At 43.8% G+C, this 19,699-nt stretch carries 23 protein-coding genes and 1 pseudogene; 4 read left to right on the forward strand and 20 right to left on the reverse strand.

Translation table 11 applies throughout. From position 1 onward, the window contains the following. Nucleotides 1-3 precede the first annotated feature (3 nt). The 20 genes and pseudogenes from MKP07_RS33555 to MKP07_RS33655 form a co-directional block, all read right to left on the reverse strand. Complete coding sequence (locus MKP07_RS33555; RefSeq protein WP_240852413.1) at nt 4-1,836, reverse strand: alpha-L-fucosidase; 1,833 nt, start codon at nt 1,834-1,836, stop codon at nt 4-6. A 44-nt stretch (nt 1,837-1,880) separates the two neighbouring features. Then, complete coding sequence (locus tag MKP07_RS33560; RefSeq protein ID WP_240852414.1) at nt 1,881-3,056, reverse strand: alginate lyase family protein; 1,176 nt, start codon at nt 3,054-3,056, stop codon at nt 1,881-1,883. 3 nt (nt 3,057-3,059) lie between these two features. Beyond that, a complete protein-coding gene (locus MKP07_RS33565) occupies nt 3,060-3,857 on the reverse strand; it encodes a glycoside hydrolase family 31 protein (RefSeq protein ID WP_240852415.1) in 798 nt (265 codons plus the stop codon). Continuing rightward, nucleotides 3,794-4,213 carry a TIM-barrel domain-containing protein gene (locus tag MKP07_RS43330; protein WP_394803758.1) on the reverse strand — a complete coding sequence of 140 codons (420 nt, stop codon included), beginning with the start codon at nt 4,211-4,213 and terminating at the stop codon, nt 3,794-3,796. The genes MKP07_RS33565 and MKP07_RS43330 overlap by 64 nt, the downstream gene beginning before the upstream one ends. Next, nucleotides 4,167-4,640 carry a glycoside hydrolase family 31 protein gene (locus MKP07_RS33575; RefSeq protein WP_240852417.1) on the reverse strand — a complete coding sequence of 158 codons (474 nt, stop codon included), beginning with the start codon at nt 4,638-4,640 and terminating at the stop codon, nt 4,167-4,169. Before MKP07_RS33575 ends, MKP07_RS43330 begins: the two co-directional genes overlap by 47 nt. 5 nt (nt 4,641-4,645) lie before the next feature. Further along, nucleotides 4,646-5,005: a hypothetical protein gene (locus tag MKP07_RS33580; RefSeq protein ID WP_317236232.1), complete on the reverse strand. Its 360-nt coding sequence runs from the start codon at nt 5,003-5,005 to the stop codon at nt 4,646-4,648. 197 nt (nt 5,006-5,202) lie between these two features. Beyond that, nucleotides 5,203-5,595 carry a glycoside hydrolase family 95-like protein gene (locus MKP07_RS43335; protein ID WP_394803759.1) on the reverse strand — a complete coding sequence of 131 codons (393 nt, stop codon included), beginning with the start codon at nt 5,593-5,595 and terminating at the stop codon, nt 5,203-5,205. A gap of 45 nt (nt 5,596-5,640) precedes the next feature. Further along, a pseudogene (locus MKP07_RS33595) lies at nt 5,641-7,722 on the reverse strand (glycoside hydrolase family 95 protein); the annotation flags it as partial. Nucleotides 7,723-7,768: 46 nt separating this feature from the next. After that, the gene (locus tag MKP07_RS33600) at nt 7,769-8,101 is read right to left on the reverse strand and encodes a hypothetical protein (RefSeq protein ID WP_240852421.1); all 333 of its coding nucleotides are present in this window, start codon (nt 8,099-8,101) and stop codon (nt 7,769-7,771) included. Nucleotides 8,102-8,124: 23 nt separating this feature from the next. Beyond that, nucleotides 8,125-8,334: a DUF4982 domain-containing protein gene (locus tag MKP07_RS33605; protein ID WP_317236200.1), complete on the reverse strand. Its 210-nt coding sequence runs from the start codon at nt 8,332-8,334 to the stop codon at nt 8,125-8,127. Then, nucleotides 8,271-9,263, reverse strand: coding sequence for a glycoside hydrolase family 2 TIM barrel-domain containing protein (locus MKP07_RS33610; protein ID WP_240852423.1), 993 nt, complete (start codon nt 9,261-9,263; stop codon nt 8,271-8,273). The genes MKP07_RS33605 and MKP07_RS33610 overlap by 64 nt, the downstream gene beginning before the upstream one ends. Before the next feature lie 17 nt (nt 9,264-9,280). Continuing rightward, nucleotides 9,281-10,219, reverse strand: a complete 939-nt coding sequence (locus tag MKP07_RS33615; protein ID WP_240852424.1) for a sugar-binding domain-containing protein — start codon at nt 10,217-10,219, stop codon at nt 9,281-9,283. Nucleotides 10,220-10,232: 13 nt separating this feature from the next. Beyond that, nucleotides 10,233-10,511, reverse strand: coding sequence for a hypothetical protein (locus tag MKP07_RS33620; protein WP_240852425.1), 279 nt, complete (start codon nt 10,509-10,511; stop codon nt 10,233-10,235). Nucleotides 10,512-10,555: 44 nt separating this feature from the next. Further along, nucleotides 10,556-10,933 (reverse strand): hypothetical protein, encoded by a 378-nt coding sequence (locus tag MKP07_RS33625; RefSeq protein ID WP_240852426.1) that lies wholly within the window; start codon nt 10,931-10,933, stop codon nt 10,556-10,558. A 79-nt stretch (nt 10,934-11,012) separates the two neighbouring features. Further along, complete coding sequence (locus tag MKP07_RS33630) at nt 11,013-12,020, reverse strand: RagB/SusD family nutrient uptake outer membrane protein (protein ID WP_240852427.1); 1,008 nt, start codon at nt 12,018-12,020, stop codon at nt 11,013-11,015. Continuing rightward, nucleotides 11,948-12,301 carry a RagB/SusD family nutrient uptake outer membrane protein gene (locus MKP07_RS33635; RefSeq protein WP_240852428.1) on the reverse strand — a complete coding sequence of 118 codons (354 nt, stop codon included), beginning with the start codon at nt 12,299-12,301 and terminating at the stop codon, nt 11,948-11,950. The genes MKP07_RS33630 and MKP07_RS33635 overlap by 73 nt, the downstream gene beginning before the upstream one ends. A gap of 5 nt (nt 12,302-12,306) precedes the next feature. After that, nucleotides 12,307-12,453, reverse strand: a complete 147-nt coding sequence (locus MKP07_RS33640; RefSeq protein WP_240852429.1) for a RagB/SusD family nutrient uptake outer membrane protein — start codon at nt 12,451-12,453, stop codon at nt 12,307-12,309. A 10-nt stretch (nt 12,454-12,463) separates the two neighbouring features. Next, nucleotides 12,464-13,813: a SusC/RagA family TonB-linked outer membrane protein gene (locus MKP07_RS33645; protein ID WP_394803743.1), complete on the reverse strand. Its 1,350-nt coding sequence runs from the start codon at nt 13,811-13,813 to the stop codon at nt 12,464-12,466. Between the two features lie 166 nt (nt 13,814-13,979). Then, complete coding sequence (locus MKP07_RS33650) at nt 13,980-15,185, reverse strand: TonB-dependent receptor plug domain-containing protein (protein WP_317236233.1); 1,206 nt, start codon at nt 15,183-15,185, stop codon at nt 13,980-13,982. Next, nucleotides 15,158-15,631: a carboxypeptidase-like regulatory domain-containing protein gene (locus MKP07_RS33655; protein WP_240852430.1), complete on the reverse strand. Its 474-nt coding sequence runs from the start codon at nt 15,629-15,631 to the stop codon at nt 15,158-15,160. Before MKP07_RS33655 ends, MKP07_RS33650 begins: the two co-directional genes overlap by 28 nt. 187 nt (nt 15,632-15,818) lie before the next feature. On the opposite strand from MKP07_RS33655, the gene MKP07_RS33660 reads away from it, so the two are divergent. The 4 genes from MKP07_RS33660 to MKP07_RS33675 all read left to right on the forward strand — a co-directional run bounded on the left by MKP07_RS33660 (nt 15,819) and on the right by MKP07_RS33675 (nt 19,547). Further along, nucleotides 15,819-16,688, forward strand: coding sequence for an AraC family transcriptional regulator (locus MKP07_RS33660; RefSeq protein ID WP_240852431.1), 870 nt, complete (start codon nt 15,819-15,821; stop codon nt 16,686-16,688). A gap of 123 nt (nt 16,689-16,811) precedes the next feature. Further along, a complete protein-coding gene (locus MKP07_RS33665) occupies nt 16,812-17,879 on the forward strand; it encodes a hypothetical protein (protein WP_240852432.1) in 1,068 nt (355 codons plus the stop codon). Between the two features lie 55 nt (nt 17,880-17,934). Beyond that, nucleotides 17,935-18,948 carry a glycoside hydrolase family protein gene (locus tag MKP07_RS33670; protein WP_240852433.1) on the forward strand — a complete coding sequence of 338 codons (1,014 nt, stop codon included), beginning with the start codon at nt 17,935-17,937 and terminating at the stop codon, nt 18,946-18,948. Between the two features lie 53 nt (nt 18,949-19,001). Continuing rightward, on the forward strand, nt 19,002-19,547 hold the full coding sequence (locus tag MKP07_RS33675) for a hypothetical protein (protein WP_240852434.1): 546 nt from the start codon (nt 19,002-19,004) through the stop codon (nt 19,545-19,547). Nucleotides 19,548-19,699 lie beyond the last annotated feature (152 nt).

A 19,699-nucleotide genomic window follows, 5' to 3' on the forward strand; every position in this document is an offset into this window, starting at 1 on the left:
CTGTTACTTTTTAATTAATAGTAATTCTAACGGGCGCATCAGTTCCTGTTTTGTTATAGATACCGGCTGAATGACCAGCGTATGTATCCCCTTTTTTACCTGTACTATACCTATATCTTTTGTCAAAATATCCTCTCCCTTTGTAGCCGGTTGAAGCTCCGCTTCGGCCAATTGTTTTCCGTCTAATACCACTTTATAAACGCCGCCGGAATTCATTCCAATAATATATTTCAATGACAGATCGAACATTGCATCGCTATCGTTTCTAAAGGTCCAGCTAATTGTTTGTGACGGCAACTTCCATCCATCCACATAATACCGGTTGGTTTTGCCGTCGCCAAAGCCGAAGCCATTTCCGTTTAATGCTGCATCAAAAGCAAGCATTCTCGTAATACGACTATTGGGGGCTATATACCGTATACTGTCAAAGCGGGCGCCCTCATTGATCTCCAATACCACCACTGTATTAGTGGTGTCTGGCGCTGTTGCAGGGAGTTGAATCTTCCAGTCTTCTTTACCTGATCTTACAATATTCAGATTCTTACTTTTATCAGACAGCAAATAGGTTTTCGCTATATCAGCCCGGACACCACCTACATAGAGTGTTCCATCGGCAGGATAATCAAAGACATGCAAGTACAGTTTCCCTTTTTTATAAGTAGTAACACCCCAGCTTTGCAGTGGCGCAGGCGTAGCCATAGTGCTATAAATGCTTTCCCCGTTTTTATACATCCACTGACCAATGCCTTTTAAAATATCCTGGTCTTTACCATCTATTGCGCCGTCTCCCATCGGACCTATGTTCATCAACAGATTTCCTCCTTTAGCCGCAGCACTGGCCAGCAGCCTTATAAAATGACTAGCAGGTTTATGAGAGTGATCATACTTATTGTAACCGTAACTTTCATTGGTAGTTGGAATGGCTTCCCAATTGCCGGTGACAGGATAGAATTCAGCCGGACGGTCAGCCGTATTTTTATAATCGCCAAAATTGTTCCGGTCGCTTCTTACCAGTCGTCCGTTTACAACTACATCAGGATCTGCTTTACGAATGGCTTCCAAAATGCGTATGTTTTCTGATAATGGCAATTTATGAGGTGTATCAAACCATAAAATATCCGGGTGATATTTATGAATCAGTTCCACGATCTGCGGGATGGCCTTTTGATCAACATAGCGCTTTGCCTTTTGTAATAACTCCGGATGTAAATTATACCAGCCGGTACCACCATGTAACTGGCGGTCCCCACCAGGATTACTATATTCCCAGTCATTGCCCGGTGCATCGGGATGTTCCCAGTCGAACGCATGGGAATAATAAAACCCAAACTTCAAACCGTACTTTTTGCAGGCAGCCTGTAACTCAGACATGGGGTCTCTTGAAAAAGGAGTTTGTACCTGTATATTAAAATCAGATATAGCTGATGGATACATAGCAAAACCATCATGGTGTTTAGCGGTAATCACAAAGTAACGCATGCCTGCATTTCTTGCATCCTTCACCCATTCTTCCGCATTAAATTTTACGGGGTTGAACTGTTTGGCAATATCAAGGTAGTCTTGCCTGAAAATTTTTTCCTTTCGCATTAAATGTTCTCCATAACCTTTCACCTCCCTGCCCTTCCATTCTCCGCCGGGGAGCGAATAAATTCCCCAATGGATAAACATACCAAACTTTGCATCGTTCCACCACTTTATGCGATCATCGTGATTTTTCATCGAAGCGGTCCACCAACCACTCAATGCATCCTGCACAGCGCTGTTATCGCGATCGGTACCGGCTTTATTAAACATCTCTTTATCCTCATCCCCTTTCACCTGCGCTTTAACTAACATAATTGAGATGCAACACCAAACCGCTAGTATTATTTTTGCGTATTTCATTTTGTTATCCATATTAACGGGTTGCGTACGGGGAGGTTGCGAATCACTTCTTCTACCGCCGGAAAATGGTCGAGCTTCGCCCAGGTGCTTAACCAATCCCGGTTATTAAAGGCCGCAGCTCCGAATAATAACGCAGGCTGCGCTACCGGCCAGTTATCCCAATACATCACATCCTGTTTAAAAGGCCATTTGTTTTTATTATTGATATAAGGATATAAAAATGCGATCGCTTTTTCTATAGAGCGTCCGTCTGTAGTATGATAATTCCAGAGATCATTCTCTTTTGAGGAAAGTATCTGGCAAATCGTTGTCATCGCATCCAGGTTGAACAAGGAATAGCCATAAGGTTTGGTACGCGCCAATTCTCTTGGAAAACTGCCATCAGGCGCCATCTGGTTGGGTAACAGTATATTTTTATACCGATCTGTACAAAAGTCCATCCATTTTTGATTGCCGGTAAACTTTGCAAAGCTCGCTACCTGCATCACCCAGCAGGTACCGTGGTTATTAGCTGCGTTCATTTCATCAACGCCATATTGATGGGAGGTCACCCAGTCCAGGTATTGCATAAACCACCGCTTTACCTGTCTTAAGGCTTCCTGATCCATTACAGGAGATGGCTGCATGATGTAAAGTCCCTGGGCCACTTCCATTAACTGTATCGCATCTATAATACCAATACCCCTGCCTGTGGCTCTTCCCTTTATAGCCTGCGCATAAAGTAAATGCGGATTCATCATGGTAGCAGTATCTACAAACCAGGCTTTGCAGTGCTCCATAGCTTTCCTTACATACTTATCCTGACCTGTAATGCGCCATGCGGATGCCAATACCCCCACAATCCGGCTTAGCCGGATCATTGCCAGCCGATGTGCCACGAAGTTATCCGGATTGGTCATCCCATCTTTTTGAATATAAGGGCTGTCGGCACTTGCAGGATTGGGCCACCAGTAGTCACCTTCGCTGTAAAAGTCATGTATGCCCCCTGCGCTTCTCGGGGAGGTTTGTGCAGTAACCGTCACTGCCTTTTCTTTAAGCGCCTTTTCTGCTTCTTTCAAAACATCTTTACGTAGCTCCTTTACAACAGCATTGTAAATATCCCCGGAGCTACGCGGCTGTGCATATACGGCGGACATAATTCCCATCAATGCTATGGCTATAAACAATCTCATATATTACTGTTGGCCCGACATAAACCGGAATGTGATTTTGTTATAGGATTGAATAGCCTTGTTGTGCGCCGCATCTACGGAAGCTTTTAATTGTCCTTTGCTATCTTTCTCAATTTTTATATTACGCCAATCAAAAGCGCCTTTTTCATAATCCAGGCTTTGCCCGTCATCATCGTAGAGTTTATAAGTACCCGGTTTCTGGCCATATACTCTTATTTCCAGATCCACTTTCTCTCCTTTGCGGGGTGCATGTAATTGTGCTTCCATCATAGGAATAATGCCGCCATCTTTTACAAATACCGGAATTTTGTCAAGCCCGGGCGTTACCGTTATAATTTGCCCGTCTCCTGCATAAGCCCCGGTATAAAAATCAAACCATTTTCCTTTGGGTAAAATAACTTTTCTTGCTTGCTGGCCGGTAAATAAAGGCGCTACCAAAAGATATTCTCCTGCCATATACTGGTCCTTTACTTCCCTGGTTGTAGCTTCGAGGTACGGATTATCATCCAGGTTCCCTTTTACGGCACTCACTGCATTCACTTCAAAACCAGGCTCGAGGCTCATACCTCGGAAAACAGGAGTTCCCTCAAAACGATACTTTGCAAACTCGCTGTACCAGTAAGGCATCATTTTCATACGAAGCAACGCCAACTCTTTCACCTGCTCTACCACATCGGGGTACGACCATGGTTTGGTGCCGCTTGACCAGGCGTTGATCATGGCCATAGGCGAAAAAATTACGGTTTGAAACCGGCGCAGCCATTCCTCCGAAGTTTTGGAAGCACGGGCCTCGGGGTCCATAATACCCCAATATAGCCGCTATTGATGAGGGCGGTAATAAAGTCTTCATGATTATAATAATCATTATAGATCACATAAGGAAATGCATTGGCCCCGGCATTGGACGCTCTTACAAGACCATAAGTGCGTTCATTCTTTTGCTTAAACATATCGAGGCTATATCGCATTGCCAATACGCCATAAGTCTGCCGCATTGGCTCTCCTGTTAAACCGCCGGGAAAACGCGCCACATCCGGCCAGAGATAATAATCATATCCATCTACCTCATCGATCTTATAGCCGCTTACGCCAATGTCTACCTGGTCTTTTTTAACTGACCAAAAAAATATCGCGTGCCTGCGGTATTGTAAAATCAGGAACTTCTCCTACCCAGACCGTATGTGAACCGGTGTATGGCGATATTTGTTTGTAGAACCCGGCTTCCTTTGAAACGTACGGATTGATCCATAAATTTAAACGGATATCCTTATCAAGCATTTCCTTGACAAATTTTGCAGGCTGGGGAAAACGCTTTTTATCCCACTCAAATGTGCCCGGGTAAGCACGGCTTTGCCATCCTGGCTCCAGGCCCACAAAATCCAGCGGATATCCTTTGAGACGAAAAGAATCTACCTCTGCTTTTACATCATCGGCTGTATACAAAGTTTTAACCCTTTGCGTGAAACCTAATCCCCAGCGGGGTGGCAGCACGCCGCCGCCATTAAACAAATTATACCTTCTTACGGCATCCAGGCTTGTAGGCCCTGCAAATACATATATTTCACTACCGGCAGCCGGTACCAAAATTTCTACGGCATCTGAGTAAGGGCGCGAACTCCAGCTTTTATCTTCGTTCCTGTTTTTTCTGCAGGCGGATGCCTGCTATCTTTTCCTACTGAAGTTCCTGCGTATACGGTTATGTACCTGGCCGAATTTATAAAAACGCCATATCCTGCACTTGATACATAAAAAGGAACCGGGGCATGCGTGCGTCCGTTGTCTTTACCTCCGTAGTGGTCCATATGTAACTGGAGAATTTTACCGCGCTGATGAACGGTTTGAAAATTTAGTCCTAACCCAAACAGCTGTTCTTTCTCTGCAAGTGGAAAACGCAGATAGGTCTTACCATCTACTACTGAAGCCGTAATATCGTTCCTATTTATGGTCAGGGGCTATTTCCCATCTTTTGCAAAGCTTCGGTTGCCGGAGTTGAGCCAGAAGCCTTTAATAAATCGTAGGACTCGGGTTGTCCCGCAGTACCTTTCCATACTCCGGGCGCCACTTGTTGCCACTGCAGAGACTGGGCACTAACCCGGAACAATAAGGTTGTAAAAAAGCAAACGTAAAAAATATATCGACGCATTGGTTATAGTGGTACTATAGTGTACCTTTTTCCTTTTTCGGTTTTAAAATTAATGGTATATCCTTCCACCGTATTTAGATCGGGGAGTTTCTCCTTTGTATTATTATGATAGTTGAGCTTCTCATACCGGGTGAGCAAATTATTCCCGGAACTACCTACCGTTTTTGATGCATTAGTTTCTACCACTTTCACAGGCTGCAAAGTGTGCAGGCTGCAATCGCCTCCAATTTCAGAATAAACCGTTGCGCTGCTAAGCTTATTATGCTTCCAGCTGATATCTACTTTAAAATTCCCCCTGGCTTTAATGCCACTAATAAAGCCATCCTTCCATACAGCGGGAAGCGCAGGCAGCAGGAATAAATACCCTTCATGGCTCTGCAACAACATTTCCGTCATACCAGCCGTGGCTCCAAAGTTCCCGTCGATCTGAAAAGGGGGATGTGCGTCAAACAGGTTGGGATAGGTTCCCCCACCACCCATGGTTTCCCGCTTCTCCCGCGGATCAATATAAGCAAAGGCATCGCTTAAGATCTTATAGGAATGATCTCCATCGCGGAGGCGGGCCCACCAGTTAATTTTCCAGGCCATAGACCAGCCCGTACTTACATCTCCCCGGAAGATTAATGATTTCTTTGCTGCCGCTGCCAGCTCGGGGGTGTTACTCAACGTTACCTGGCTGCCAGGGTATAATCCAAACAAATGGGAGATGCCGGTGTTTATCGGTAGGTGCGTCCCAGTCTTTAAACCATTCCTGCAATTGTCCGTATTGCCCTATATTAAAAGGATACAATTGATCCATTGTTTTTTTAAGCGTGGCTGCAAAAGCGGCATCGGTTTTTAATAGCTCTGCTGATTTAATGACAGCAGTGAACAGCTCCCTGATGATGGACATATCCATGGTACTGGCCATGGTAAGCTGGTGCTCTTTACCATTGATCTTAATGGTATTTTCGGGCGAAGACGAAGGATTGGTAACCAGCAAACCCGATTGGGGATCTTTGACCAGCCACTGTAACAGGAATTGCGCAGCGCCTTTCATTAAAGGATAACCTTTCTCCCTTAAAAAATTACATCGCCCGTAAAAAGATAATGCTCCCATAAATGCGTACTGAACCAGCCGGCAGCCATGGGCCAGCAGCTCCACCTTGGCATTGCAGAAGGGTCATTCCACCCCTGCCCGCCGGGCGGAGAGGTCTTTGCCCAAAGATCGGAATTATGATGAGCGGTCCAGCCTTCATTGATACCATAGTTTACTTTGGCCGTTACCGCTCCATTTACAGCTAATTCTTTGATGAAGTCGAACAAAGGCTGGTGGCATTCGGAAAGGTTGGTATTTTCTGCCAGCCAATAATTCATTTCAGTGTTAATGTTAGTAGTATAATTGCTGCCCCAGGGTGGCTGCACATGATCGTTCCAGATACCCTGCAGGTTGGTGGGCCTTGATCCCGGCCTGGAAGAAGCGATCATCAGGTAACGCCCGAATTGATAATATAAAGTTTGCAGGCCAAAATCATCAGGGCTTTTTGCAAAGGCGCGTAACCGCTCATTGGTGGGCAGGGCCGCATTTGCAGATTTGTTTTCAATTTTTAAAGCTACCCTGTTGAACAGGCGCTTATAGTCGGCAACATGGTTTTGCCGAAGTTTTTCGAAAGGAAGGTTTTGTACCCGCTGCATATTGCTGCCAGCTTCCATATGCGGATCTTTTCCTTCTCTACCCGGTGATTTATTAAAACCGTTAAAACTGGTCGCATTGGTTAAATAGATTGTTACCATACTCGCTTTTGAAATGTGAAGCTGATCTCCTACAGCCTTAACCGTTGCACCGGGCGCTACTATTTTCAACTGAACCTCGAAGTTGATGCCTTCTCCATTCCAGTCGTCATACACCACTTGCTCCTTTTCGTAAGCACGGTTCGCTACAAACTTCGGAGCCTTGCCTGTTAACACCAGTCCCTCTTTTCCATTCGCTGCAACCTTGTATTTCAGTTTACTACTGAGCGCTGCCGAAATGTTGATGGCATTGCTTTTATTGGCGCTGAGGCGTACTACCAGTGCTTTATCGGGATGACTTACAAAAGTCTCCCGGGTATAGGTTACTCCATTCAAAGTATACCTTACCGTAGCAGTTGCTGTATTAAGATTCAAATCGCGGTAATAAGCCGAAGCTATCGTATCTGAACCCAATGTTCTAAGCCAAAGATCAGCCATAGGAAGATAACGGGCAGAATAAGGTCCATGCATCTTTTTCCATACATTAGCGGCACTATCGTATAAACCCGCAAAAATGAGCCGGCGAATTTCGGCCAGTATGGCCGGACCACCGGGGGTATTGCCCGGGTTGGGAGCACCTGACCAAAGTGTATTATCATTCAGTTGCAGACGTTCTGTGCCCACACCACCAAATACCATAGCGCCCGTTTTGCCATTACCCAAAGGAAGCGCTTCTTCCCAAATGGATGCAGGCTGGTTGTACCATAGCTTTAAATCCTCTCCGGGTGAAGATACCTGCGCATTAACAAGCACTGCAGTTAATAATCCTGTAAGGAAAATAAATCTCTCTTATGCATCTTTATAAATTAATAAAAGCAACCGGAAGCTGATCCACTTTAGCACTGGCTACCGATCGTCCACCGTTGGTTCGAATCCGGATTGTGGCACGACCGTTATATAATTGTACCAACCTGGAACCTCCTGATGTGCCCAGGTTGTCTAACAAAGTACCATCTCCTGTTAAACCAAAACGAATCCAGTTTACTGCATCCAGGCACTGAACATTATTTTTATCGTATAATTTAGCTTCGAGTGTAATAATACCATTTTCTTCCCTGATCTTTCTCAATGAAACCTGCGCAGGTTGAGCCCATTTGTCTGTCTGGTACTCAAAGCGGATTGTATCGCTCACTACCGTTTTGCCTTTACGGGCAATTACATATGCCTGATTAGCGCCTTTTTTAAAAGACAGGCTCCAGCGCAGACCGGCGGCAGGAAAGTCCTGGCTATTTCTTTTTTAATACCATACGATTTACCATTTACAAACAGCTCCGCTTCGTCACAATTGGAATACACTTTGATCATTTTCTCTTCATTCCCGTTACCCCAGCGTACCGGCCATGAATGCCCGTAAATACGTACCATAGGTTGGCTGGTCCAGTAAGATTGAAATACATAGTAGGCTTCTTTTTTGTAAGATCTCTTTCAACTACGCCTTTTTGGTTCATATAGGGCACCGGGTTCTCGGGCCGTACAGGTGTTGAAAAATCCTTAAACGGCCACTGGGCTGTACCGGTTAGCCAGGGCATGGTTTCCTGTTCTTTTAAATGCCAGTCTACCAGGTTGCAAATATAGGTCTCACTCCAATCACCATCTTTGGAAGCCCTGGCAGCACCTCCATACAGGGAGGCATCGCCGGCTCTTTCATCAGCGGTGCCGGTTGTTTTAATATTTTGTAAAGCCCTATCAGGGGTTTCTGAATGTCTTCCCGCATGGCTGTCGCCGCCCCATTCTACATGAAGAAAATGATCTACCTTATCAAATTCAGCCTTTGAAACCTCTTTGTACTCGGTGTAAATGCCGCGGTACCAACCGGCCCAGATCGAGGGCGAATATACATCCACAATATCTTTACAAAAATCGCAACGCCGGATAGCGGTCTTTCTCGTGGGATCTAACTGATGAGACAGGTCATGCAATTCTTTCATATAAGCACGTATCTTTTGCTGATCAAACTCAGGGAAATCGTTAGGCCAGTCATTCTCATTTCCCAGTCCCCAGATAATTATTGAAGGATGATTATAATGCTGCCCGATCATATTGCGCAGCATGCGTTTACCCTGCTCCTGGTATACCGGTCCGCCCAAACCTCCCCGACACCAGGGAATTTCTTCCCACACCAAAATACCCAGGCTGTCACAAAGATCCAGGATCACCCGCGATTGCTGATAATGTCCAAGGCGGATAAAATTCACGCCCATTTCCTTCATTGCAATCATCTCCTCCCGCATCAGGTCTTCTGTCATTGCAGCCGCTACCCCTGCATGGTCTTCATGCCGGTGTGTGCCTCTCAACAGCAATCTCTTTCCATTTAATAAAAACGGTCCTTTTTTACAAATTCAAAGCTTCTGAATCCAATACGCGTTTGAGTTGTTTGAGTACCTGTGCCGGATGTAACAGTGGCTTCCAGCGTGTACAATACCGGCTGGTCGGTGCTCCAAAGCCTGGGATTTTTAACGATCAGATCTCCTGCTTCAATGTCACCGCTCAGCTGCTGTAACTGCTTTTCTATCTTTTGAACTTCCCTGCCGAGCGGATCTTTTATTTTTATCGATAATTGTGCTGTTGCCAAATGGCCGGGATTCTCAAAACGCACCTTTACATTTACTATAGCCGATTTACTATTTGCAGCAACTACAGGAGTAGCAAACAGGCCACTGATATAGAGTGATGGCTGATAAACTAGATTCACATAACGATACAAACCACCATATACATTAAAATCGGAAAGATCAGATGGCATCATCTCCAGGTCGCGCGAATTATCACAACGTACAGACAACGGCACTTTGCCTTTAAACGCTTTTACCAATTCTTTATTTTCCCGGAAAGAGGCTACGGCTTCTGTTATATCTACACTCCATTCATCATAACCTCCTACGTGCTCCCCCACTTTGGTAGTATATACATATACCTGGGTTTTCTGTCCAGCCCCTTCAAAATGCAGCAATGTTCTTCCTCCGTCATAAGGGTTCTTTACATCCAGCTGTGTTTTATACCACATGGGTCCCTGGTAATAATTCACGTCCGGATCTACTGCGTCTTTTTCGTTGGCACAATGAGGCAGGCTTACCTTGCTCCACAGCGGTACTAATTCGGGGCTGCCTTCCTTCCCCGGTCGCACGGCCTCCCATATACCGCCCAGGTCTTGCTTAAGAAACTGCCAGTCGTTAATCAGCCTTACCGATTGCTGCGCTGCGGCGCAAAACTGGAAAGCCATTGAAATAAAAAGAAACCAATACTTCATCATTATATACTCGTCTTTATGGGATGTAATCTACTACTCTATCTACAATATGCACAGGACCATTTGTTGATATAAAACCCGCAGCCCGGGTTTGTGTCATCATTTTACTTCCTATAAAATCATTGATCCTGAACTTCATGTTCTGATCATTCACCACGCTAAAATAGATCACGCTTTCTGGATTATTGGCATAAGTGTTCGGCGGTTGTAAAGTCTTAGCCTTTACAGGTGTAGGACCTACACCACCAAAGTTATGCTCACCTTCTGCTATTAAGTACAACAGCCAGTTTTTCACTGAATCCTTTGGATAATCTTCCCATTTGGTTCCAGTGGCAGTTCCTATTTTATGGTATCCAAAATAACAATCCGCCGTGATCCTGTTACTCGCAAGCCTGTACACTGCATCATTGTGAAGAAATATAAATGTCTTGTTATTTTGCAAATAAAGGTTACTATCAATGCCTGAATAAACAATAGCCTGGTACATCCTGTAAAAACGGAGTCCTGTCGTGTAGGGCCCGTTGCATAGTCTTTCAGGAACTGCCAGGCTGTACGATTGATGTGGGGATCCAGCACTACCGGTTCAAAATCCCAGCTTTTCTGACGTTCCAGTCCAAATAGCTTTTTGCAACCCGAATTCATTACCAGCAGCACCACCAGGATGCTACATAAAGGGATGAGTATATTTTTTTCATTTCTAATAATTTGTTTAATCATGAGCGCTTTTACCAACACTCAAAACATATCTTCTTGTAAACGGAACGCGGAAAACGCGGTCATTCAATAACTTCACTAATTAATACGGAGGATTTTGCTCCAACTTTGTATTAGCATTGAGTACATTTCTGTGAATGGGCCAAAGAATAGTTCTGGGATCGCCCCAACCGGTTGCAGGTGAATTTCTTTGAATTTGCCTTCTTCTTAATATCGGATCCATCACTTCAATCACTTTGTCGGTTCTTAAAAGATCAAACCAACGTTTGGCCTCCATATATAATTCAAGCTTTCTTTCTTCCAGTATTGCCGATTCCATAATCGTTTGATTATTCAGGGAATCGGCACGGTAAGCGGTAACGCCAGCCCTGGCACGCACCTGGTTTAAAAGGCTGAGAGCGGTGCCGGGATCATTGAGTTTATTGGCGGCTTCTGCGCGCAGCAAAACAATGTCGGCCCAGCGATAGATCGGGAATAATATATTGGCTTCTGCTCCGTTAGGATATACCTGATTACCACTGGCGTTGAGATTAGGTGCATAAAATTTTAAAAACTTATCGTGACTGGTATTTTTAAAATCGATGGTTTGGGGTCCGCGGATATCAGAAACTGTGGTAGTCCAATAGGTCCATACAGAATCTTCTACCTCAAAATCACTATTGGTATTGCCGGCGCCAATTAAGGTAGACACTTCAGCTCCGCCATCTAATGTCCAATCCCAATATACACTCCATATCGACTCCTTTGTAGAAGCGGGTGCAATAAAGAGATTTTTCCATGTGGCGGTAGGCTCAAGACTATACTTTTTTAACGCCATTAATTTATCATAGGCATCTTTGGCTAATTGATAATCCTTCTTCCACATGGCCACATCCATTTGCAGTGCATAAGTTCCGCCGACATTCGCCTCAAATACATTATTCAGAGCGGGGTTAGCAAGGCTGGCCGCCATTTCAAGATCTTTAAGAATAAGTGTATCCACTATTAAATTCCTCGATGTTTTGGGTTTATCCGGGCTCAGGCTGATATCTTCGTAGGGTTCGGTCCATACGGGAACATCCCCCAGAGGCGAATTAACCAAAAATAGCATAATGCCCTTGTAGTATAACATTGAGCCAGGTAATGATTAATGGCGCTTTGAGCTATGCCCGTCTGGTGCTCCTGCTTAACAATCGGGATATATTTAATCCCCAGGTTGGCTCTTGCAATGGTAATGTAAAAATTGGTCCAATCCGAACCGGTAATGCCCGCACTCAACCCGTTCATGGCGTAGGATATATTACCATATTGTCCCACCCTGATCTCATCAGTTCTTGCATCGCCATACAACGTGTAATCGTTGTCGAAGATGGCCTGTATGCCGTCATACATCGCGGCTATACCCCTTTAATATCGTCTTCGGTTTTCCAGAAAACAGTTGAACCTATTTCCGTTTTTGGATTTTGCTCCAGGAACTTTTTACAGCCGCTGAAGGTGATGATCAGTACTGCAATTAAAAGACTTCTGTATATTATATTTATCATATCAAATCATTTAAAAGTTAACGTTTACTCCTACTCCAACTTCACGTCTCCTTGGATAACGACCGTTGTCCTGTCCCATTTGCAGAGGATCTCCCGAGGGAAACTCCGGATCAAACCAGGTGTAGTTCGTCCATGTAACTAAATTGGAACCATAAACGTAAAGGCTTGCTCCCCTGGAAAAAATAGTTTTGGCCCATTGTGGTTTCAGATTATAGGTAAGTCGTGCATAAGACAGCCTTATAAACGAACCATCTTCCAGGAAACGGTCGTTCATACGCATATTACCTGTGGTCTGTCTGCGGCTGACTTCGGGTACATTGGTAATATCTCCAGGTTTGAACCATGCCTCATAAATAGTTTGAGGCCTGGGAATAATATGTGTTGTGCCGTAATTATCGAGTGTTTGAGCAGCATTATTGTAAACCTTGTTTCCCCAGGTTGTGTTAAAGGTAAATGATAAAGAAAGCTGTTTGTACGTCAGCGTATTGATGATTGCAGCAAAAAACTTAGGTTGTGCATTTCCCAGTATCAGGCGATCCCTGTCATCAATAACACTATCCCTGTTCAGGTTTTCAAAAATTACATCCCCGCCACGCAGTTTACTGCCCCGTCCATAAAGACTTTGTACGATGCCTGTGTAAGGCTGCCCATTGTAACTATATCCGGAGAACTTTCCGGCTGCATCAAAATCAGGTGTGAGCCGGTCCCAATTTTCATTATAAGCATTCGATTCATCATAAGCGTAAACGCCGAGGGCTTTCCATCCGTAAAAATCTCCCAGCTGACCGCCTTCTCTTATAAACCAGCCGGCGTTTCCTCCATCTGCTGTATTACCTGAAATAAATGACTCCCCGTTATAAAGTGTTTTTACGATGCTTTTATACCTCGAATAATTGGCCACTACATTCCAGTTCAGATTTTTGGTAGATATAGCTGTTGCGTTTACCTGGAACTCAAATCCTTTGGTTTGAATACTTCCGAGGTTTACCCGAACGCTGTTAAAGCCTGTCTCTCTCGGAAGTGGCCTGTTATACAAAAGATCTTTGGTGGTTTTATCGTATACATCAATGGCTATAGAAATGCGATTTTTCAACAAGCTTATATCTAAACCAAAGTTCGCCTGGATCAAACTCTCCCAGGCCAGCTTGGGATTGCCAAATGAATTACCAAAAGCTACACCCGATACCGTATTGTAATATCGGCCAAATCCATACCGCTGTAAAGCATCATAGTTCCCGATGCGCTCATTACCTACTTTTCCGTAGCTTGCTCTAAAGCGGGCGTCCGATAACAGAGGCTTGGCCCACTGCATAAACTGCTCATCAGAGATTCTCCATCCGGCACCTATAGTTGGAAACAAACCCCAGCTATTGTCCTTTCCAAATCTTGAAGATCCGTCGTAGCGTACAGAGCCGTTAATAGTATACTTTCCTTTAAAGCTATATCCTAACCTGCCAAAAAAGAAGCCAGGGTATTGCCGCTTGCATTAAACTCAGCAGGCAATATCGTTTGAGCCGAATTGATAGCTATGATTGTTTCGGTAGCATAATTTCTAGCCTCTGTGTAGGTGCTTTTATTATCACTTTTTCTGCACTAAATCCAGTTGTAAGGTTTATACTATGGTTTTTACCAAAGCGTGGATCATAATTTATAAACGCCTGGTATTGCCATTGCGTGGAACGGTCAAACCCTTCACCCCCATTATTAGATAACGGCGTGTTAGAGCTTAAGATCTTAGGAGAAAAATCAAGATCATAGCCCTGCGTATAAAGAAAAGTATAATTGGTCGTAAACCTCAGGTTCTTCAAAATAGCGTACTGGATCTCGTTGAACAATTGGGCGTTAAACTGTTCCTCATTGTTAACTTCGTATAACGCAACAGACAATGGATTTCTCCTGCCACTCACATATCCTGTAAGCGAACCGTCAGGGTAATAGAGCGTAAAATTAGTAGGTCGCTGAAAGGTTTGGTTGATCGTATTGCCTTCATTAATATTATTGCGTTTGCGATACCCGAACTGGTAACGGGTAATAAATTTAAATTTTTCATTGGGCACGAAATCCAGGTTGGTGCGGGCCTGTACCTGCTTACCCCAGCTGTTGAGTATCAATCCCTGATCATTAACATACCGCATATTAGTGTAATAATTCAGCGTTTTGCTACCACCGCTCAAACCAAGGTCTACCTGGTCTCTTTTCGCTACTCTTGTTAAGGCATCCTGGTAATCATTATCGGCATTGAAACCAGGATTCAGCGAATCTGTACTGGATCCGGCACCAGAACTGTTGGGGCTTTGCTTTTGCCTGAACAGCCTTACTTCTCTGGCATTTGCCTGGCGCAGCTTATGAGCCAGGAAGCCATAGTTTCTTAAATAGCGTACATCTATTTTCGGTTTGCCCTCCTGCCCTTTTTTAGTGGTAATAATAATGACACCATTGGCAGCCCGGGAACCATATATAGCTGAAGATGCGGCGTCTTTCAAAATTTCAATAGACTGGATATCGTTAGGGTTAATATTATTTCCGTTAGCGCCCACCACTCCATCAATAACATATAGGGGTTCGTTGCCGGCACTGGAAAAAGTAGATCCCCCACGGATGGTAACAGAACTCTCGGCTCCCGGTTCGCCCGAATTATTAATTACCAGCAATCCCGCTGCCTGTCCCTGCAGGGCATCAGCAATATTAACAGCCTGCCGCTCCTCTATCTGCTTTGCGCTAATAGATGTGATAGCACCAGTAACATCTCTTTTTTCTGTGTTCCGTAGCCAATAACTACCACATCATCCAGATCTGAAATGGACTCGAACAAAGTAATGTCTATTTTATCCCGGTCATTAATGTTCTCCTCCTTTTCCAGGTAACCTATAGCGGAAAAAACAAGTACAGTTTGCCCGTCTGGTACCGATATCGAGTAACGGCCTTCTGCGTCGGTCATTGTGCCACCTTTCAAACTTTTTTGGGTGATCGAAACGCCCTTAATGGGTGCGCCCTTTGCATCCGTCACAACTCCTGTAACCTTAATATTCTTTTGCTGTAGCAAATTCATTTCATTTTTAGAACTACCGCCGGAGTATCCTGTTGCAGCATACAGGACCTGTGAATATGCAAACAGCATAATAACAGCCAATGGCAATGGATAAACATAGCGGCTCTTCTTTTTAAAGCAGTACGTCATATAGTTTTATTTAAGAATGTGCAATCGTTAATCTATACTGCAAGTAAAGTCGTTTTAACACGGTAAAAGACCGGCTTATTATCCAAGTAATAAGCAATTTTACCATTCATATATTCCCTCGTTCAGTTATGGTGTATATTTCGTTTACAAATCCAAAATACCTTTCAACACTTGTCTAAAAATCAGAATGAAACCACATTTGCTAAAAATCGCTCCTGCTCCCGGCACCTCTTTTGAAGCCAGGCGCGATCTTTTCCCTATTAACAGGCGTTGGCACTGCCATGAAGAAATAGAGCTGATATATATTGCTAAAGGAACAGGGATGTTACTGATCGGCGATCACGTAAGGCTTTTCGCAGAGGGAACTATTTGCCTGATCGGATCGCATGTTCCGCATTATTGGCGCTTTGATGACAGGTATCATGAAACAGATGTTGAAGAAAGTATCAATGTAATTGCTATCCATTTCCTGGAATCTTTCTGGGGGCAAAAATTCTTAAAACTTCCTGAAAATACCGATATCAGGTTACTTTTGGAAAACGCCAAAAGAGGAATCCTTATTGATGAATTGAATGAGGCATTGATACATGCTTTTGAAAATGTTTTGAATACAGACAGGCCTTACCGGATCATTTCTTTGTTAACCATTCTTACCAAAATAGCCGGCTGGAAAAATCAGTTTTTCCTGTCTTCTACCGATATTCAGTTAAATGTCGGAGCTACAGAAGAAGAACGGATTAACGAGGTATACGAGTATACTATTAAAAATTTCAGAAAGAAAATTCAACTGGACGAAATTGCAAAAATAGCGGGCGTACGTCCTAATTCCTTTTGCCGTTTTTTTAAACTGAGAACGAGAAAAACCTATACACAATTTATCGCCGAGCTTAGAATAGCCCATGTTTGTAAACTCCTGGTAAAAACCGATAATCCAATTAAGAAAATTTGCTATGATAGTGGCTTTTATAATTTCACTTCTTTTCACAAATGTTTTAAACAGGTTACCGGCATGAGCCCTCTTCTCTATCAGAAAAAACACAAGCCTCTGTCAGTTTAAATTATTTAAACTGTACAAGCATTTATTATACTATCACGTCAAGTTACTTTAAAATGAAATCACTTTTTTTAAGATCATTGCCGCCACATTCTTTTTCCGGCAACAATATCAGCTCAAAAGGCATTGTTACCTTCTTCGCGTTATGTAAGCAGGATAAGTAATGACACCCTTTATATCATAACAGGTACCACTTATTTATTCGATGTGGATACCCCTGAAAACGAAGGCTTAAAATCTACTACGCCAACTGTTAAGAATCTGGTTTCAGACTTTTCCTGCCTGGCCGCTGATTACTCCATACTTACACCTGCCGGTTTAGAAAAAAGAAGGGGTTATTGCCACCGCGACCGGCTGCTTATTCGTTTAAAAGGCAGGTCTGTGAAACAATACCCTATTGCTTTGCGCCCCGCTGCGCTTAAAGGGATGCTGGATATTGAGCAACCACGCCGGACCGTCGGCACCCGGGGAGATCTGATCATTAATTACACTGCGGGCCAGAGAAGCCCGAATACAACAATAGTAATAACATTGCCAAGGAATTTTACAGCAGATCCCGGTAATACCTTCATTAATATTATCGGTCGCGGAGAGGTACTGCTTCAGAAGCTTGAGCAACAATCTATTGGCAGAACCGGTACCAATTACCCGTATAACAAAACGGGACACGCGCAATGGTCAAAAGATGGAAAGCAAATTACTTTAACGGGACTCGATCTTCGCCCATCAAATGGCGTAGATGTAAAAATAAGAATACAGGGAGCCGGCTTTTCTACGAGCGGTGTTCATGGGTTTAAAGCTTATTATACTACCCACGAACCAGAGATCCTGAAAAGCCCGGAATCAAATGCAATGGTTACTGTAACACGGGCCGTAACTGATTTACAGAGAATTCCGGATTCATCAACCTACCAGGCCGGCATGCCAGGCGGGTACAGTTATACCACCTTAAAATGGCCACGGATCTCAGCTTCGCGCATTATCATTCAGCAATCTACCAACGAAGGCAAAAGCTGGATTACTTCCGATGCCAGTGTTGATATGAGAAACGGTATAGGCCAGCTAAAAGAACTGCAACCCGGAAAACTTTACCTGTTCAGGATATTGGTTTCGGGCGGCAAGCACCAGGGAGCTTCCAATATCGTGTCTTTTTTCGGGGAAAGTAGATATAAAGAAATTCGGCGTTTCGGGTAAAGGCGATACCGATGATACCGACAAAATAAACGCAGCCATAGATTCATTATACCGTTTGGGCGGCGGAACCATTTTGTTCAGCCGTGGTACCTATAACTTAAGAACAGTACACCTGAAAAGCAATGTATGGTTATACCTGGATAAAGACGCCACCATTCAGGCTTTAAAGGGCGGCGACGCTCCGGAGCTCACCTGGTTCAGTAGTAAAAAATACAGGTCAGGATTATCACCAACTGATATGGGGCCGTATATCCACCCTGAAAACTGGTTAACCAAACAGGATGTGGGCCATACCTACTTTCGAAACGCCATGTTTACTGCTGAAAGAGAGGATAACATAAAAATTACCGGCAATGGCTATATAACGGGAAATGGCAACCTGGTTACCAGTGACAAAGTGATGGATAACAAACAGGATAATCGCAGTGATAAAATGTTTTCATTTAAGCTATGCAGCCGTATTGAAATAGGTGGCATTTACAGGAAAGAAGATATATGGTATGATAGCGCCAGTGATGCGTATTACATAACCAGCGATAAAGGCAGGGACTTTAATACAGACAACATGCTAAAAATTGACAGGGCCGGACATTTTGTATTGCTGGCTACCGGAACGGACCAGATTAATGTGCATGATACCTATTTCGCAAAAGACAACAGTTCGAATGCAAGAGATATTTACGACTTTATGGGATGTAATGATGTTTACGTACGTAATATTTACTCCAAGGTAAGTTCAGACGATATAGTAAAGCCCGGATCTGACTGCTCTTTGGGGTTCACCCGGCCGGCAAAAAATTATAAGGTACGCAATATTATAGGCGACACCAATTGTAATCTTTTTCAAATTGGTTCTGAAACGGCCGATGATATCACCAATATATGCGTTGATAATATTTATGTATTGGGGGCCAATAAAGCCGGCTTTTCTATTTCTACCAACGATGGCGGCCTTGTTAAAGACATTCACTTAAACTGCGGTGAAACCGGCCCTTTACATAGCCGTTCAAAGATGCTGCGCACACACACTCCTTTTTTATTTCTATTTCTAATCGAGGGCGGGTATTAGGAGCCGAAGCCCGACTATTTAAATTCACAGAAAATGGTGCAACAAGAAATGAATTGCTTGTTACGAATATTAATATCGGAAGGGTGGAAAACATTATGCTCAACGGCATAGATATCTCAGAAGTTTATGCAGGCAGTTCTTATGGGAAAGCTAGTAAGAGATGGCTGAAATTTGACGGCAGCCAACGTATTGCATCGCCCATTGTTGCAGGGTATGCATTGCCCTCCGCCAACCATGTTGAAGGAGGTCTTACCTTCACGTTACCCAATGGTATTCATACGGGATATATCACCAATATCAGGTTTAATGATATTCACCTGCTCGTTAAGGGCGGCCATCCTGCGTCTGATACAGCGGCTAATCCGCCGGAGCTGGGGGTAGGACAATATAATGTTTCCAACCTGAAGACACAGCCATCATGGGGCATTTGGGCAAGGCATGTTAAAGATTTGGCTATTACTAACTCAACATTTGACTATGAGCACCCTGACCATCGTTACTGGTTGTTTTTGAACGATGCTAAAAACGTTCGTTTAATTAATAACCGGGTAGCCGGTACAGCAATTATTGGTCAGAAAGAAACAACAGGTTTACAATAAAACAGGTTTGCAGTACCCATCCATATTCATCTGTGTATGGGTACGCATGATGACAGATTCAGCAGGAAGATAAGCTCGAGATATATCCCAACAATAATACGCCTTAAACGGGCGTTTTGTTGCTAAAGAATTTGCTATAGTAAACGACAACA

Origin of the sequence: Paraniabella hibiscisoli (assembly GCF_022512515.1) — a bacterium.
GTDB lineage: Bacteria > Bacteroidota > Bacteroidia > Chitinophagales > Chitinophagaceae > Niabella > Niabella hibiscisoli.

Bases quoted from the DNA above. Each gene is read 5' to 3' on its own strand.
- MKP07_RS33555 (WP_240852413.1), bottom strand. From the start codon at position 1,836: ATGTTAGTTAAAGCGCAGGTGAAAGGGGATGAGGATAAAGAGATGTTT.
- MKP07_RS33560 (WP_240852414.1), bottom strand. From the start codon at position 3,056: ATGAGATTGTTTATAGCCATAGCATTGATGGGAATTATGTCCGCCGTA.
- MKP07_RS33565 (WP_240852415.1), bottom strand. From the start codon at position 3,857: ATGGACCCCGAGGCCCGTGCTTCCAAAACTTCGGAGGAATGGCTGCGC.
- MKP07_RS43335 (WP_394803759.1), bottom strand. From the start codon at position 5,595: ATGACGGAAATGTTGTTGCAGAGCCATGAAGGGTATTTATTCCTGCTG.
- MKP07_RS33605 (WP_317236200.1), bottom strand. From the start codon at position 8,334: ATGGTACGTATTTACGGGCATTCATGGCCGGTACGCTGGGGTAACGGG.
- MKP07_RS33615 (WP_240852424.1), bottom strand. From the start codon at position 10,219: ATGATGAAGTATTGGTTTCTTTTTATTTCAATGGCTTTCCAGTTTTGC.
- MKP07_RS33625 (WP_240852426.1), bottom strand. From the start codon at position 10,933: ATGATTAAACAAATTATTAGAAATGAAAAAAATATACTCATCCCTTTA.
- MKP07_RS33630 (WP_240852427.1), bottom strand. From the start codon at position 12,020: ATGCTATTTTTGGTTAATTCGCCTCTGGGGGATGTTCCCGTATGGACC.
- MKP07_RS33635 (WP_240852428.1), bottom strand. From the start codon at position 12,301: ATGTATGACGGCATACAGGCCATCTTCGACAACGATTACACGTTGTAT.
- MKP07_RS33640 (WP_240852429.1), bottom strand. From the start codon at position 12,453: ATGATAAATATAATATACAGAAGTCTTTTAATTGCAGTACTGATCATC.
- MKP07_RS33655 (WP_240852430.1), bottom strand. From the start codon at position 15,631: ATGACGTACTGCTTTAAAAAGAAGAGCCGCTATGTTTATCCATTGCCA.
- MKP07_RS33660 (WP_240852431.1), top strand. From the start codon at position 15,819: ATGAAACCACATTTGCTAAAAATCGCTCCTGCTCCCGGCACCTCTTTT.